Consider the following 16256-nt stretch of genomic DNA (forward strand, 5'->3'; position numbering starts at 1 on the left):
TACGCTATACGCCCTAATTTCTCAAAGGCTTTCCTTTAGTCAGCATATGCTGTATTCTTTCTAGCGTTTTACGTTCGGCGCATAGCTCTAGAAAGGCTTTCCTTTCCAGATCGAGCAGGTACTGCTCAGACACCTCGGTGGGAGCGGAAAGATTGCCGCCACACATCACCCATCCTAGTTTCTCAGAAATCTTTTTATCGTGATCGGAGATATAGTTACCGGCTCGCATAGACGATGCACCTACATATACAATACCTAAACCTTGATTTCCAAGCACCTTGATATCTTTACGTGCTGCTGGCTGCACATAACCTGCATTAGCTAGCTCAAGCACTTTTGCCTTCGCATCGGCCAGGAGGCGCTTCCGATTCATGGTGATCGCGTATTTCCCCTCTTGTAGGTAGCCAAGTTCTGCCGCTTCGACTGCCGACGTAGAAACTTTAGCCTGTCCGATGGTCAGAAATCGCTCTTTCAACGTGTTCTGCACGATCTGATCGGGTTGATATTCGTCGGAAGCACGCAAAGCGAACTCTTTGGAACCACCGCCCCCCGGGATAACGCCGACACCGAATTCAACCAGACCCATGTAGGTTTCCGCATGCAGCTGCACAAAATCAGCATGCATAGAAAATTCACAACCACCGCCTAACGTAAGTTGGAACGGGGCTACCACGACCGGAATGGACGAATAGCGAATTCGCATGGCTGTATTTTGAAACATCTTCACCGCCATATTCAGCTCATCGTAATCTTGCTCTACCGCCATCATAAATATCATTCCGATATTCGCGCCGGCCGAAAAGTTCTTGCCCTCGTTAGTAATGACAAGTCCTTTGTATTGCTGCTCGGCTAAATCTATCGCCTTGTTAAGCCCCTGGATGACATCCCCGCCAATCGTATTCATTTTAGTATGAAACTCACAATTGATGACGCCATCTCCTAAGTCGGTGATCGTGACTCCTGAATTTTTCCAGACGGTATGTTCATCACGGATGTGGTCAAGCACGATCAGATCTTCAGCTCCCGGAATAGGCGCATAACTTTTGGAAGCGATATCGTAGAAGTTTTTCACGCCGTCGATGACTTTGTAAAAGGTTTCACAGCCCGCCGCTAACATATCATGCACCCAAGCAGCAACTTCCCCGCGCTGACCGGGCAGGCGTTTTTCTTCGGTCTGTATTTTCGCGATTGTCTCACGCACGCCCAAAGCGTCCCATACCTCAAAAGGGCCTAGTTCCCATCCAAAACCGGCACGCATAGCGTCATCAATACGGTAAAACTCTTCCGTGATTTCAGGCACGCGGTTAGAAACATATTCAAATAGCGGATAGTGCATCGCACGGAAAAGCGTCGCCGCCTTATCTGTTCCGCCCTCGTACACTTTCATCCGCTTGCGAATGTCATCCACGGGCTTGGTCGCTTCCAGCGTTGCCGATTTAACTTTTTCCTGTTCTTTATAGCTAAGGCTTTTCAAATCCAGCGATAGAATGACGGAATTGCCTTTATCATCCTTTTCCTTCTTATAAAAACCTTGCTTCGTTTTCTCACCCAGCCATTTATTTTCTACCATTTTATTGATATAGGCCGGTAATTGAAAAACTCCCTTAGCCTCGTCATTTGGCGCATTCTGATCGAGTCCATTTGCTACATTCACGAGCGTGTCCAATCCCACAACGTCCGCTGTCCGAAAAGTTGCAGATTTTGGGTGCCCCATGGCTGGACCGGTGTATTTATCAACCTCTTCCACAGAAAGATCCAATTTTTCAACCAAGTGAGTCAGTGCGAGCATGGAGTACACCCCTATTCTATTACCGATAAAAGCCGGAGTGTCTTTGCATAGCACCACTGTTTTTCCAAGCATCTTATCACCAAAATGCGTCAGAAAATCAACAACAGCGACATCGGTATCTGCAGTTGGGATGATTTCAAAGAGCTCGAGATAGCGTGGAGGATTGAAAAAATGTGTTCCACAGAAATTTGCTTTGAAATCTGCTGAACGGCCTTCCGCCATCAAGTGTATAGGAATACCGGAAGTATTGGAGGTGATCAGCGTGCCGGCTTTGCGGTGCTCTTCTACCTGATCAAACACCTTCTTTTTGATATCTAAACGCTCTACGACGACCTCAATAACCCAATCGCAGCTTGCGATTTCCTTCATATTGTCCTCGAAATTACCCGTAGTAATGCGAGAGACGTAGCTCTTACTATAGATGGGAGATGGGTTGGTCTTCAGCGCTGTGTCGAGCGACTGATTAACTATCCGGTTACGGACAGCCGGGCTTTGAAGCGTCAGCCCTTTCGACTCTTCCGCAGGAAGGAGCTCGCGAGGGACAATATCTAAAAGCAAAACCTCTACCCCAATATTGGCAAAGTGGCAGGCTATTCGAGACCCCATCACACCGGAACCCAGAACAGCTACCTTTTTAATATTTCTATTCATGTCATCCTATTTTATTTAGTTTATACTAACTGTTATTTAACATCTTGCTCTACGTTTGGAACATAACTCGCCGCCAACGAATTAATCTTTTGCAGCGATTCAAGAAGCTGCTCCCGTTCCTTCGCAGGGATTTGCGCATCTAAAAATTCATTAAACTCGCGCACGACATTCTTCGCTATCTGTCTCTTTTCACGCCCCAATGGGGTGAGGTAAACCTTTACAGATCGTTTATCAGATGCATTAATTTCTCTGTAAATAAAGCCCAATGACTCCAAATTGTTCAAAACCCGAGAAAGTGATGTGGTTTTTACCCCCGTTGAATTGGCAATCTGCGATACAGAGGTACCCTCTTTATGTATATTAATGAGGATATAGCCGGCCGCTTGAGTAAACCCAAATTGGGAGGCTATAACGTTATATTTATTGGCTACTGTCTGCCAACTGGTCTTTAAAAAGTAATCAATTGTATTTTCCTGGCTCATAACTTGATCTACATTTACTATGCAAGCATAACAAATCTAAACTATTGAATCGATAAAAACAATTCTTTTTTTCGATTTTCGCTACCAATGCCCACTATCTCGTATTCAGGCCGATTTCATAATCATTGGCTATATAACGATACAGCTCGCGTTTTCTTTTTAAAATGTGGAAAACTTTTACCAACTGATTTCCTTATCTTTAAAACATATACAAGGCAGATTATAAACAAAAGGCATCGTGATGCATTGATTATTACATTACCTTTGTTAGCAAATAAAAAAGCATATGGCATTAGTGAACATACCCCGCTTAGATCTTTTGAAATACGCGCAAGGCTCCAGCGTGGAGCGCGACCAATTTGTCCAAGACATTGGTAAAGCTTTTAACGAAACAGGCTTTGTTACCATAGCCAACCATGGATTAAGCCCAGCGCTTATCGACGAATTATACCAAGTAGTGAAGTCTTTTTTCGAGCTTCCTGACGCCGTAAAGCGAAAATACGAATACCCTGAACTTGCGGGACAACGCGGCTATACATCGAAAGGAAAAGAGAAAGCCAAAGATGCGAACACGCCAGATCTAAAAGAATTCTGGCAACGCGGCCAAACGATTGTCGGCGAGGATTACTCCAAAGCGGATTTTCCAGACAATATTTTGGCCGATGAGCTCCCGCGCTTTAATCAGGTGACTGCTGAAGTATATAAAAAATTGGAAGATGCAGGCCGAAGCCTTTTAAAAGCTATTGCTTCCTATCTAAAATTGGAGGAAAATTACTTCGAAGAATTTGTAATTAATGGCAATTCTATTCTTCGCGCTATACATTACTTCCCTATAGAAAATCCAGATACTATTTCTCCGGATGCTGTTCGAGCGGGGGCACATGAAGATATCAACCTGATCACGCTGTTGATTGGCGCGAGTGCTGATGGTCTTGAAGTGTTAACGAAGGACGGTGATTGGTTTCCTATTAAGGCAAAAGGTGAAGACATTGTCGTTAACGTTGGCGACATGCTTCAGCGTCTCACAAATAACAAATTGAAATCCACTACGCACCGTGTGGTAAATCCGCCTCGAGAACTGATGCGCACGTCTCGATTTTCCGTTCCATTCTTCTTACATCCAAAGGCGAGCATGAATTTAGCTAGCTTGGAATCCTGCATATCGCAAGAATATCCGAAAGCTTACGACGATTACACGGCCGGACAATACCTAGACGAAAGACTTCGCGAAATCGGACTGAAAATGTAAAAAAAGCTGGACATGCAGTCCGTTCATACCAATAACGGACTGCCTTGCCGCAACTACAAGGGCTAATCATATTACTATTTTCAGAGGCTGCGTTTGCCTTGGCAACGCTAAACCATAAGCGCAGCTAACATCAAAACCACAATATCCAATCAACTGACAGTCAACTGGAAACCTATAACCTCCCGTTTGATTTCGACTATCAAAAAATACTTTTAGCCTATCCGCCAAAAAGTTGCACTGCTGCAGGGAGAGAGTATTCGTATACAGCATGCATGAAATGTAGATGTTTAGATCGTTTATATTCATTATTATTGCGGATATCGAATGCCTAAAATCAGCTGTTAAATTGTGTTAAATGCACATTTAGAAGCTTTTACATACCTATTTTTGTAACACATGAAAAAACGGAGCATCACGCTTATAATTTGGTTAATGTCTATCGCTCTACTTGGGGTAATGGCTATGCAATATTATTTTGTGCGTGAGTCTTACAAACAGAAGTCACAACTCTTTGATGAGGCGGTGACTGCCTCCCTTCTCACCGTTGCGAGTAAAATTGAAAAACGTGAGGTGTATGATTTTGTAAAGGAGCAGCAAAAGATTGATCGCGAAAAATACAGGAAAGAGCAGGCTAAGCAGAAAACGCTCGCCAAACAGTTAGCACTCCAAAAACGTATCGAAGAACTTCGCATACAGCAGTATGAACTAGAACAAAAGTTTAAGGATGAAGAAGACCTGTTACGATCCCGCTATCCACTTATTGCATACATTGAAAACTCGTTTTATGAAACATACATCAAAAGGACACGCTATAATGATTTTGTAACCATACGCATTCTTCCAGGAGAAATTGACCGCGACATACAAAACAACGTTGTTGAAGTGTATGCGACAAAAAAAATACCCATGATTCCTGCGAAGGACGATAGCACGCGGTATCTTGCTTTCTTAAATTCATATAATGATATTAACTGGGTTGTTCGTGTACTACCACCGAGAGCGGATCTAAAGATTTCTTTTCGGATCCATGCGCTAGAACAGGAATTGGCGCTTAACACCGCGCAAACATTAATCGATAGTGTAGCTGTGATGGGTGGGAAAAACAAAGAATTGGTAACCAGTGTAGCTGCGGCGGAAGAACTTTCAAAGCGCCCTTTTCGAGACCGCGTGAACTTTACCTACCTAAAGAATGAAATGGAGAATGAACTCAGCAAGCGAGATATCCATGCGCCCTTTAATTTGGAGGTAAGGGACGATCGGAGCTTGTTGGTATACGAAACCTGGCGTGAAAAGGAAGGCGCAAAAAACGCCGCAAGAGCTAATTACAGCACGCGTCTTTTTGAAAATGATTTAGGAAGATCGCCGGGGCGTGTAACAGTTTATTTCCCTGACAAGCCTTCTATAATACGGGACAACATCAGCTATCTTCTACTGCCCATGATAGCGCTACTGGCCCTGTTGATTGGAGCATTCGCCTATACGCTAAGCATTATTTTCAAGCAAAAGAAAATTTCGGCGATGAAGACGGATTTTATGAATAATATGACGCACGAGTTTAAAACGCCAGTTGCGACCATAATGATTGCCAGTGAATCGTTACGAGACCCCGAAATATCATCGGACGAACGCCGCGTGAATCGTTTGGCTAATATTATTTATGATGAAAATGTGCGCTTAGGGAATCATATTGAGCGCGTTCTTAATATCGCACGCTTGGAAAAAGAAAATCTAAAAATCGAAAAAGTTAATGTACATATAAACGAGGTGGTATCTGGCGTTTTAGATAGTATGGCTTTACAGCTCCAAAAAGCAAACGGAACGTTAACAACCGATATGGCCGCAGTTAACGATTTAGTTACAGGCGATGAATTGCATCTCTCAAACGTATTCTTTAACTTAGTTGACAATGCCATCAAATACAGCAGAGAAACTCCGGACATAACGGTAAAAACTTTTAATTCCAAAAACAACATTGTTATAACCATTGCCGACAAAGGAATGGGAATGACAAAGGATCAAAAAGAAAAGATATTCGACCAATTCTATCGTATCCCAACAGGGAATGTGCACAATGTGAAGGGATTTGGTCTTGGCTTAAGTTATGTTAATGACATTGTAAAACGACTTAATGGCAAAATTCAGGTGAAGAGCGAAAAAGACAAGGGCACAATCTTTGAGCTATCCTTTCCTTTGAAAGGGACTACGCTGAATTAGGCTTAAATTGAACATTTATATGCAAAAAATATTATTAGCGGAAGACGATCCAAACCTTGGTGAACTTCTTAAAGATTATTTGGAACTTAAAGGAAAATTCGATGTTACGTTATGCCAAGATGGCGACGAGGCACTCGCTGCTTTCCGCAAAGAAACTTTTGAGCTGTGCATTTTTGATGTGATGATGCCAAAGAAGGACGGATTTTCTCTAGGCAAAGACGTCCGGAAAATGGACAAAAAAGTTCCTATCATTTATGCAACAGCAAAAGGAATGATGGAAGATAAAACACAAGCCTTTGAGCTTGGCGGTGACGATTATATCACCAAACCTTTCCGCGTTGAAGAATTGCTGCTCCGTATAAATGCTTTGCTAAAGAGAGTTTCAAAAGACAAAGAAGAGGAAGTGGCCGATAAATTTGAGATTGGCGAATACTATTTCGATTACACCAGCCAAATCGTTTCCTATAAAGGGCAGCAACAGAAGCTATCAACCAAAGAGGCGGAGCTATTGCGCCTGCTGTGTCTGAATAAGAACGATGTACTGACTCGCGAAGAAGCGTTGGTAAAAATCTGGCACGATGATAACTATTTTACGGGAAGAAGTATGGACGTTTTCTTAAGTAAGCTTCGCAAATACCTTAAAGAAGATCCTAATGTGGAAATTGTCAATGTACATGGAAAGGGTTATAAGCTTTTGGTAAGCTAACAGAACAGTCCAAAATGAGAAATAGGAACTATTGAGATCCCTATTTATAAAAAATAAACGAAAGATGGGCGCGGCAAAAAACCGCGCTCATTTTTGTTATTATGACTTATCGCCAACCGCCTCCGAGTGCTTTATAAATCACGATCTCGTTCAAGAGTTCTTCCTTTTGGATTTCAACTTGATCAATCTCTGCAACGATCGCGTCTTTCTGTGCCGTAATAATATCCAGGTACGAAACCCTGCCCGCTATAAATAGCTCATTCGCGGCATCCACCGCTCCGCGTAACGCAAGAACCTGATCCTCGATATGTTGCTCTCTATTTTGGATAAACTCCTGTGTATTCACCGCATTAGAAACTTCATTATACGCTTGCAAAACGCGCTTTTCATATTCCAAGAAACTTAGTCCGTAAGTCGCTTTGTAGGTCTCATACTGGCTTTTCAACTGCCGTTGATTGAACAGAGGCGCCGTCAATCCGCCAAGTAAGCCATAGGTTAACGACTTATCGAAATCAACCAATTTACTGAAACTAAATGTTTGCAAGCCCATATAAGGCGACAAAACTAGCGTAGGCAAAAACGAAGCTTTGGAAGCTTTGACATCTTGCTCGGCGCTCAACAATAGAAAAGATGCCTCCCTAATATCTGGCCGTGAGGCCAACATCTGAAACGGGGTACCAACATCCAGCTTCTCAAACAATCGCTTATTCGCAAAGCCATCCGCTGAACGCTCAACAGGCTGATTATAGCGGCCTACCAAATAGTTGATATGATTTTCTAATATCGCAATCTCCTGCTTTACCTTCTCTCTTTCTGCTTTTGCGCCAGCCACAATCGCGGTAAATTGACGAACACCTAACTCCGATGTTCTTCCAGCTTCTTTTTGCAAAACAGAGATCTCCAACGCGCGCTCATTCAGCTCGATGTTATTATCAAACACCTTAATTTTGGCATCTAAACTTAACAAGTCGTAATAAGCCGATGCAACGTTGGTCACCAGCTCGGTTTCAATGAGCCTTCTTGCTTCATTTTCTGCCAATAATGAGTTGAATGCAGAATTTTTCTGGCTCTTTAGTTTCCCCCAGAGATCCAGCTCCCAAGACGCTCGCACGCCAATGAAATAATCTGGAACTGCTGGCTCGGGGATTTTCTCATCATCCCGCAGGTTTTCCGAAAAATTGGAATCGTAGTTACCAATACCTGCTTCAGTGTAAAATCCATACTTCCGTAAGCCAGCCTCTGCGGCAAGATCTAAGCTGGGCAGAAGTGCTGCCTTTCGCTGCTTGAAACTGGCTTGCGCAATCTCTATCCGCTTAATCGCTTGCTGCAAATCATAGTTGTAAATCAATGCTGAATCGATAAGCATTTTCAAGTTTACATCAGAAAACACCGCCTCCCAAGGCTGATGCGCAACCGTAGCACTATCCATATCTGCAGCCAGACTATCATGGGAAAAGCCTTTCGGCAGCGATTGTGCCTGCGGCTTATCCAATTGTTTGGGAACATTACAGGATACGAAGAAGCCCAAGAGAAGTAAAATAGTGGCAACCGCTGGAATATTTTTCTTTTTCTTCTTCTCTCTAGAAACAAGGACAAATAATCCCGGAATAATAATTACACCTAACAGGGTACCGATGATCATCCCGCCAACAGAAGCGGTACCGATTGTACGGTTACCGATGGCGCCAGCACCCGAAGCAAGCATCAGCGGAATCAGACCTGCAATAAAGGCAAATGACGTCATCAGGATTGGGCGAAGCCTAGCATACGCGCCCTCAATGGATGCTTGAACTATTCCCATCCCTTGCTTTTGCTTCAATACAGCATATTCTACAATAAGTATCGCATTTTTACCTAACAGACCAATTAACATGACTAAAGCTACTTGCGCATAAATATTGTTTTCCAAACCAAAAAGCTTCAAGAATAAGAAAGATCCAAAGACCCCAGCCGGCAAACATAGAATGACGGGTAGTGGCAATAGGAAACTTTCATATTGGGCAGAAAGCAACAGATAGACAAAAACCAGACAAAGCGCGAAGATATAGACGGCTTGGTCGCCAGAAATTACCTGCTCACGTGTCATCCCTGACCATTCTATTGAATAGCCTTGAGGAAGGTTTTCTGCGATGCTAAGAACCGTTTCAATAGCTTGCCCCGTACTAAATCCGGGTGCAGGTTGCCCCGTGATCATGGCCGATGTAAACATATTGTATCGTGTGATTTGTTCTGGTCCATAAATTCTTTTCATCGTAATGAAGGAAGAATACGGAACCATTTCGCCATCCGCGGTCTTCAGATACAATTTGAGGACGTCCTCTGGTGTCTGCCGGTAGTTAGGATCAGCCTGTACCATGACCTTGTACATCTGGCCGAAGCGTATGAAATTAGTGGCATAAAAACTACCCATCAGGGTTTGCAATGTATTCATCGCATTTTCCACGGAGATTCCTTTTTTTGCCGCCAAGTCATAGTCTATATTTAACATGTATTGCGGAAATGATACGTCAAACCCGGACGAAGCACTCTCTATCGCATCCGACGCAGCCAGATCTGACAAAAACTTATCCAATACTTCCGCTGTCTTTCCCAGATCTTCATTTCCACTTCGGTCCAATAACCGCAATTCAAATCCAGAAGCATTACCAAACCCAGGAACGGTAGGCGGTGGAAAAAATTCAATTTCAGCATCGGCAATGTGTGCCGTTTTGAGCCGAAGCTCGTTGATCATATCATCGACTGTTTGGGTACGCTGATCCCAAGCTTTTAGATTGATCATTCCCATTCCGTAAGACGCTCCGGAAACCTCCGTCAGGATACTGTACCCCGCTAAAGTGGACACGGTCTCCACAGCTTCCAAATTTCTTGCAATGACATCGACCTCGTCCAGTGCTTTCTCCGTCCTATCAACAGTAGCGCCTGGCGGCGTCGTCACGCTAACGTAAATCATACCCTGATCTTCCGTAGGGATAAAGCCGGATGGCAAAACGCTGCTGGCACCCCAAGTCGCAATAAAAAAAGTGGCCAATAGACCTATCGTTATTACTCGCCTGCCGACAATCTTTGCTAAAAGGCTACGGTATCGTCCAGCGGTTTTATCATAGGCGGCGTTGAATCGTCTAAAAAATCGTGACAATAAGCTGTTTGACTCTTTTTTATCGTGTGGAGAACGAAGAATTATGGCACATAAAGCCGGCGTTAACGTTAATGCATTGATTCCAGAAATGACGATAGCCGATGCCAACGTTAAGGAGAATTGTCGATAAAATATCCCAACCGGGCCTGATAAAAAGGCTACGGGCACAAATACGGCGGACATGACCAACGTAATAGCAATAACTGCTGCGCCCACTTCTTTAATCGCTGCTAAGGTTGCTTCCATCGGTTGGAGATGCTCTTCTTCCATTTTTGCATATACTGCTTCCACAACCACAATTCCATTATCCACCACGATCCCGATGGCCAAAACCAGTGCAAACAATGTCAACAGATTTATGGAGAAACCCATCATCATCATGAAAAATAATGCGCCAATCAAACTGACTGGAACGGCAAGAATGGGAATAATTGTTGCGCGAAAATCTTGCAGGAATATAAAAACAACGAGGAATACCAAGATAAATGCTTCGATCAAGGTTTTCACAACACTTGAAATTGAAGCATCCAAAAAACGGGATACATCATAGCCCATCGTATATGTCATGCCTGACGGGAAGTTTGTTGTCTTCAACTCTTCCATACGATCCTTCACACGCTGGATAACATCCTGCGCATTGGATCCGGGCAACTGTTTCACCATGATGGAGGCAGACGGACGTCCATCTGTTTTTGACACCATCTCGTAATCTAATGACCCAAACTCTACATCGGCAATATCCCGCACGCGAATGATGGATCCATCTGTATTTGCACGGATAGCGATATTAGCATACTCCTCCGGCTCGGAAAATTTGCCGGGATAACGGAGTACATACTGCTGCATGTTCGTGGTCTTATCTGAACTAATACCCGTCTGTCCTGGAGCGGCCTCTATATTTTGGCGACGCAAAGATGCAATCACCTCGTCGGTAGAAATTTGATAGGCTGCCAAGCGATCTGGCTTTAGCCAAACGCGCATGGCATAGTCGCGCATCCCCATGATTTGGGCAAAACCCACACCTTCAATACGTTTCAGCTCCTTTAAAATATTGATGTCCGTGAAGTTGTAAATGAAGCGTTCGTCGGCCGTCTCATCTGACGTATAAATATTCAGATACATCAGCATACTATTTACTTCCTTTTCGGTGGTCACACCCGCTCGAATAACTTCCTCAGGAAGTTCATCCAACACGGTGGTCACCCTATTCTGCACGTTCACCGCCGCAATATCGGGATCTACCCCTACTTGGAAAGCAACCTGAATCAGTGTTGTACCATTATTTGTTGTTACGGTGTTCATGGAGGTCATCCCCGCAACACCATTAATCGCCTTCTCAAGCGGAATGGCGACCGCGTTTGTACTTACGTCGGCATTGGCTCCTGTATAATTTGCTGTGACAACGACAGAGGGTGGAACAATATCGGGAAACTGGGTAATAGGTAAACTAAACAACGCCAGTAAGCCCAGCAAAGTAATAAATATGGATATAACCAGTGATAATACTGGTCTTCTTATATATGTTTCGAACATAGACTAAAACTCGTAAAATGTGTAACCTTCTATTTCTGTGCTATAGGCTTTATTTTCATACCATCGCGAAGACCTTGCACGCCTTCATAAACGATACGGTCATTTTTATCAAGACCGTCCGCAACGATATAATAATGTCCTACGCGCTGGCCGGCAATAAATGGTTTCATTTTTACTGTTTGATCGTCCGTCACAACGTATACATATGCTTTATCCTGAATCTCGAAAACCGACTTCTGATGAACGAACTGGGTAAGCCCCGTGGAAATCGGCACCCCAATTTTACCGGAAGCGCCATGTTTAAGCAGCCCCGCTTCGTTTGGAAATTTCGCCCGCAACGAAATTGACCCTGTTGTCGGCTCAAATTCGTTATCCACCAAACGCGCCTCGCCCGTATGCGGATATTCTTGCCCATTGGCTAAAGCTAGCTTTACCTTACGTTTAAATGTATTACTGCTAAATGTTGAGTCGGTAGCGAGTGCAAGGTATTCAGCTTCAGAAATATCGAAATAAACATTTAAATCACTGACGTCAGATAGGCTTGTTATCAGCGCACCTTCTTCTAACAACGATCCGGCCTTAAGCAAAATCCGATTAATCCGGCCGCTAAATGGAGCTCTAATCAGCGTCCGCGCCAGTCGAGTCCCCGTTTGGTTAACTACGGCTCTTGCCTGCTCCACTTTGGATTGTGCCGCTTTGTATTGCACAGCGATAAGCTCCTGCTCCGTTGTCGAGACGATATCTTTTTCGACGAGCTTCTTCGTGCGTTCTTTTTCTAATTCCACCTTCTTCGCTTCAGCGATTGCTGTATTTAAAGCAGCTTGTGCCTTTGCATGATCAGCTTTATACTCTTCATCATTCATCCGGAATAGCACCTGCCCAGCTTTAACCATCCGGCCTTCATCGACATAAATTTCTTCCAAAAAGCCGCTTAATCGAGATCGAACCTCCACATTGCGGGCGGCCTGTATATCGGCTATATAATATTGATAGATAGTGGTATCCATGGATATCAAACCACCTACGGGTACTTCGCGTAAAGACGTAGATTTATTTTCAGCACTTTTTCCATTGCAACCGGCTAATAGCCAAAACATCCCCACCACAGGGAAAAACAAGAAATATTTATTCATTTACTTTTTTTGTTAAAACATGTAATCACACAGGGCATCAAACCCAAAAAATTCAAACCCAGCTTTCTACGCTGACGTTCAAAGCTAAACCTAGAATTAGGAAACTATTCGGAATAGCACGTGATTAGAATGGTTTTAACCGATACAGGAAGGCATAATAACCGGGAATTATTTGACGCTTTTTCGCATCATATACAGGATGTTTCTGATCTTGGGTAGGCGGCCTGAACAAAAACAGGGTACCCAAAATAAGTACAAATATAGGGAGGATATAATCTGAATAAGGAATAGCACGATATTCTTCGTACCTGATTTCTACGTCATCCGTCTCTTTATCGACAGGCAGGTCTAGGACGTCATCTAACACGAATTCCAAAAGTGATTCACCGTTTAAAAGATAATCATCTTCAATTTCGGGAATATTTGCGCTGGCTTCATATCCGAGGATATTTAAATAGCTCAACAAAACCAAATAATGAATCAATTTGTGTAACATGCTTGACAAAGCTAATAAGCCTGTCGCAAGCTAGCAACGTCTATTTGTAAAAAACCTGTTAAAAGGAGACTGGATGAGTCAAAAAAATGTTACATCGTGGTTGTCCGGTCTAGATAATCCTGACAACCACGACTTATGCTGACTTTTGCTTTGGTGGGAGATTCGAAACATAACGTTTCAACAGTGGGCTAGTAGTGCTGCTGTTTGAATTAGTTGTTATTAGCGTTTTCCGCCGCCGGCAACTTTCGCTATGATCCAAATAATAACCGCGATGACCACGACCACTAGGATAACCCCAGACCAAACTCCTGCTTTAAAAATGTCGCCTATAAGTTGACAACTTGTTAACATCGTGATTGCAAAAGCAAACACCGTAAAATAAGAGAATCTTTTCATCGTAATTTTTTTATAAAGAACAACGGCAAAGGCAAAATGTTGCACAGAAAGCGTTATTTGTATCGAATATAAAAAAAAAGAACAGCCTGAAAGGTAAAACTTCAGGCTGTTGCTCATTTTATAAATACTAATTCCGATGTTATTCCGCGCGCAAGATTTTTGCAGCCTCAACCATCGATTCTAACGCTGCTTTGGTTTCTGGCCAAGCTCTGGTTTTCAAACCACAGTCTGGATTTACCCAAAGCTGCTCTGCAGGAACTACAGCTTTTGCTTTACGCAATAAATCTACCATCTCTTCGGTGCTAGGCACACGTGGCGAGTGAATATCGTAAACACCCGGTCCGATATCGTTTGGATATTTGAAATCAGCAGCGAATGCATCCAACAGCTCCATTTGGGAACGCGATGTCTCAATGGTAATTACATCAGCATCCATAGCCGCGATATCTTCAATGATATCGTTAAACTCGGAATAACACATGTGCGTGTGGATCTGCGTATCGTCATCTACATTGGACGAAGAAACGCGGAAAGCGCGAACCGCCCAATTTAAATAATCTTGCTGATCTGCTTGACGCAATGGCAGACCTTCACGGATTGCAGGCTCATCAATCTGAATAATTTTGATCCCTGCTTTTTCTAAAGCTTGCACCTCATCCAAAATCGCCAAAGCAATTTGGTATGTTGTCGTAGAGCGCGGTTGATCGTTACGAACGAATGACCATTGTAAGATGGTAACCGGACCTGTTAACATTCCTTTTACAGGGCGGCTAGTTAATGATTGCGCATAAGCAGACCAACGAACGGTCATATCTTCTGGGCGGTAAACATCGCCATAAATTACCGGCGGTTTAACACAACGTGAACCGTACGACTGTACCCATCCATTTTTGGTGAAGGCATAGCCGGCTAATTGCTCTCCAAAGTACTCCACCATGTCGTTACGTTCGAACTCCCCATGTACCAATACATCGATATCCAGTTCTTCTTGTAAACGAATCGTTCTTTCTGTTTCTTCCGCAATTTCTTTATCATACGCTTCTTGGCTGATAGCACCTTTTTTAAGGTCTGCTCTCCACTTACGTACATCTTTGGTTTGTGGGAATGAACCGATAGTAGTTGTCGCAAAGGATGGCAAGTTAAATTTCGCTTGTTGCGCTTCTTTACGTGCGGCGAAAACGGAGGTACGTTTCGCATCCTCATCGGTAATATTGCTCACACGGTCTTTTACTTCCCGCTTGTGGATTAAAGGTGAAGTACGGCGGCTTTCAGCAGCTGCTTTATTTGCTTCAAAGCGTTCAGCTGTCTTTGCGTCAACTTCTCCATCAGCCAATACAGCTAAATCTTTAACTTCCGCTAATTTCTGCTTCGCAAAAGCTAACCAGTTTTTTACCTCTGCTGGTAATGATTCTTCGTTATCCTCATTATCTAAATCGAAAGGCACGTGCAACAACGATGATGAAGGCGCAACCCAAACGCGGTCAGCACCTAAAGCATCCACAGCTTGTTTAATTTTTCCTAACGATTTCTCATAGTCATTTTTCCAGATATTCCGACCTTCAACGACACCTAGAGAAAGCGTTAATGACGCAGGAACTTTCGCTAAAACGCTGTCCAGTTGGTTTTCACCGCGGACAAGATCAAGGTGAAGCGCGTGAACAGGAAGGTTTAATGCTGTTTCCTCGTTATCACGAAGAGCTTCGAAATAGGTAGCAACAATTAATTTCACACCTTTCGCTGCTGCTGCCAATTTTTCGAAAACTGTAGCGTAAAGGCTGCGCGTTGACGCATCGATATCCAAGGCCAAAAAAGGCTCATCTATCTGCACATATTGTGCACCTGCTTCTGCCAATTTTGCCAATATCTCTTCGTAAACAGGCAATAGTGCATCTATTAAATCGATTCTGTTGAAGTCAGCTTCTTTTTCTTTACCTAATAAAAGGTAAGTTATTGGGCCAATCAATACCGGTTTCGTTTCGATACCTAATGATTTTGCTTCTTTATACTCGTTTAAAAACTTTTCGGATGTTAATTTGAACGTTTGACCTTTCGTAAACTCCGGAACAATGTAATGGTAATTGGTGTCAAACCATTTAGTCATTTCCATCGCCGTAACATCGACACCCTCTTCTTGGAAACCACGCGCCATTGCAAAGTACAAGTCCAAATTATACTGACGGTCGATCTTATCCAATAGCGAGTTATAACGTGCTGGAATAGCCCCTACTGTCAACGACAAATCCAATACTTGATCATAAAACGAAAAGTCGTTGGAAGGGATCAGGTCGATACCTGCATCTTGCTGTGTTTTCCAGTTGCTCTCCCGAATTTTAAGCGCAGCTTGCAATAATTCTTCAGCGCTGATTTTCTTCGCCCAATATGCTTCATTAGCCTTCTTCAATTCGCGGAAAGCACCCACGCGAGGATATCCTAAATTGTTTGTTAATAACATAAATGTGTTTGTTAAATTT

Annotated in this window: 10 protein-coding genes; 3 read left to right on the forward strand and 7 right to left on the reverse strand. The window is 43.3% G+C overall.

Annotated features, from left to right (window positions below):
• Nucleotides 1–13: 13 nt before the first annotated feature.
• Nucleotides 14–2440 carry a 3-hydroxyacyl-CoA dehydrogenase/enoyl-CoA hydratase family protein gene (locus DI53_RS06445; protein ID WP_037496891.1) on the reverse strand — a complete coding sequence of 809 codons (2427 nt, stop codon included), beginning with the start codon at nt 2438–2440 and terminating at the stop codon, nt 14–16.
• 32 nt (nt 2441–2472) lie between these two features.
• On the reverse strand, nt 2473–2922 hold the full coding sequence (locus DI53_RS06450) for a MarR family winged helix-turn-helix transcriptional regulator (protein WP_037496892.1): 450 nt from the start codon (nt 2920–2922) through the stop codon (nt 2473–2475).
• Nucleotides 2923–3208: 286 nt separating this feature from the next.
• On the opposite strand from DI53_RS06450, the gene DI53_RS06455 reads away from it, so the two are divergent.
• The 3 genes from DI53_RS06455 (at nt 3209) to DI53_RS06465 (ending at nt 7091) form a co-directional block, all read left to right on the forward strand.
• Nucleotides 3209–4171: an isopenicillin N synthase family dioxygenase gene (locus tag DI53_RS06455; protein WP_037496893.1), complete on the forward strand. Its 963-nt coding sequence runs from the start codon at nt 3209–3211 to the stop codon at nt 4169–4171.
• Between the two features lie 396 nt (nt 4172–4567).
• Nucleotides 4568–6385 carry a sensor histidine kinase gene (locus DI53_RS06460; protein WP_037496894.1) on the forward strand — a complete coding sequence of 606 codons (1818 nt, stop codon included), beginning with the start codon at nt 4568–4570 and terminating at the stop codon, nt 6383–6385.
• A 19-nt stretch (nt 6386–6404) separates the two neighbouring features.
• Complete coding sequence (locus DI53_RS06465) at nt 6405–7091, forward strand: response regulator transcription factor (RefSeq protein WP_193790637.1); 687 nt, start codon at nt 6405–6407, stop codon at nt 7089–7091.
• Between the two features lie 106 nt (nt 7092–7197).
• On the opposite strand, the gene DI53_RS06470 is transcribed toward DI53_RS06465, so the two are convergent.
• From DI53_RS06470 to metE, 5 genes are all read right to left on the reverse strand, one after another.
• A complete protein-coding gene (locus tag DI53_RS06470) occupies nt 7198–11760 on the reverse strand; it encodes an efflux RND transporter permease subunit (RefSeq protein WP_037496896.1) in 4563 nt (1520 codons plus the stop codon).
• A gap of 29 nt (nt 11761–11789) precedes the next feature.
• On the reverse strand, nt 11790–12893 hold the full coding sequence (locus tag DI53_RS06475; RefSeq protein ID WP_037496897.1) for an efflux RND transporter periplasmic adaptor subunit: 1104 nt from the start codon (nt 12891–12893) through the stop codon (nt 11790–11792).
• 124 nt (nt 12894–13017) lie between these two features.
• On the reverse strand, nt 13018–13389 hold the full coding sequence (locus DI53_RS06480; protein ID WP_037496899.1) for a hypothetical protein: 372 nt from the start codon (nt 13387–13389) through the stop codon (nt 13018–13020).
• Nucleotides 13390–13608: 219 nt separating this feature from the next.
• Nucleotides 13609–13785, reverse strand: coding sequence for a hypothetical protein (locus DI53_RS20455; RefSeq protein ID WP_169741988.1), 177 nt, complete (start codon nt 13783–13785; stop codon nt 13609–13611).
• Nucleotides 13786–13924: 139 nt separating this feature from the next.
• Nucleotides 13925–16237 carry a 5-methyltetrahydropteroyltriglutamate--homocysteine S-methyltransferase gene (gene metE, locus DI53_RS06490; RefSeq protein ID WP_037496901.1) on the reverse strand — a complete coding sequence of 771 codons (2313 nt, stop codon included), beginning with the start codon at nt 16235–16237 and terminating at the stop codon, nt 13925–13927.
• Nucleotides 16238–16256 lie beyond the last annotated feature (19 nt).

It is taken from the genome of Sphingobacterium deserti (assembly GCF_000757725.1).
In the GTDB taxonomy this organism is placed as follows: Bacteria; Bacteroidota; Bacteroidia; order Sphingobacteriales; family Sphingobacteriaceae; genus Sphingobacterium; species Sphingobacterium deserti.

Excerpts from the sequence above, each read along its gene's own strand:
- DI53_RS06480 (WP_037496899.1), bottom strand. The coding sequence starts at position 13,389 with ATGTTACACAAATTGATTCATTATTTGGTTTTGTTGAGCTATTTAAAT.
- DI53_RS06470 (WP_037496896.1), bottom strand. The coding sequence starts at position 11,760 with ATGTTCGAAACATATATAAGAAGACCAGTATTATCACTGGTTATATCC.
- metE (WP_037496901.1), bottom strand. The coding sequence starts at position 16,237 with ATGTTATTAACAAACAATTTAGGATATCCTCGCGTGGGTGCTTTCCGC.
- DI53_RS06445 (WP_037496891.1), bottom strand. The coding sequence starts at position 2,440 with ATGAATAGAAATATTAAAAAGGTAGCTGTTCTGGGTTCCGGTGTGATG.
- DI53_RS06460 (WP_037496894.1), top strand. The coding sequence starts at position 4,568 with ATGAAAAAACGGAGCATCACGCTTATAATTTGGTTAATGTCTATCGCT.
- DI53_RS06455 (WP_037496893.1), top strand. The coding sequence starts at position 3,209 with ATGGCATTAGTGAACATACCCCGCTTAGATCTTTTGAAATACGCGCAA.
- DI53_RS06475 (WP_037496897.1), bottom strand. The coding sequence starts at position 12,893 with ATGAATAAATATTTCTTGTTTTTCCCTGTGGTGGGGATGTTTTGGCTA.
- DI53_RS06450 (WP_037496892.1), bottom strand. The coding sequence starts at position 2,922 with ATGAGCCAGGAAAATACAATTGATTACTTTTTAAAGACCAGTTGGCAG.
- DI53_RS06465 (WP_193790637.1), top strand. The coding sequence starts at position 6,405 with ATGCAAAAAATATTATTAGCGGAAGACGATCCAAACCTTGGTGAACTT.
- DI53_RS20455 (WP_169741988.1), bottom strand. The coding sequence starts at position 13,785 with ATGAAAAGATTCTCTTATTTTACGGTGTTTGCTTTTGCAATCACGATG.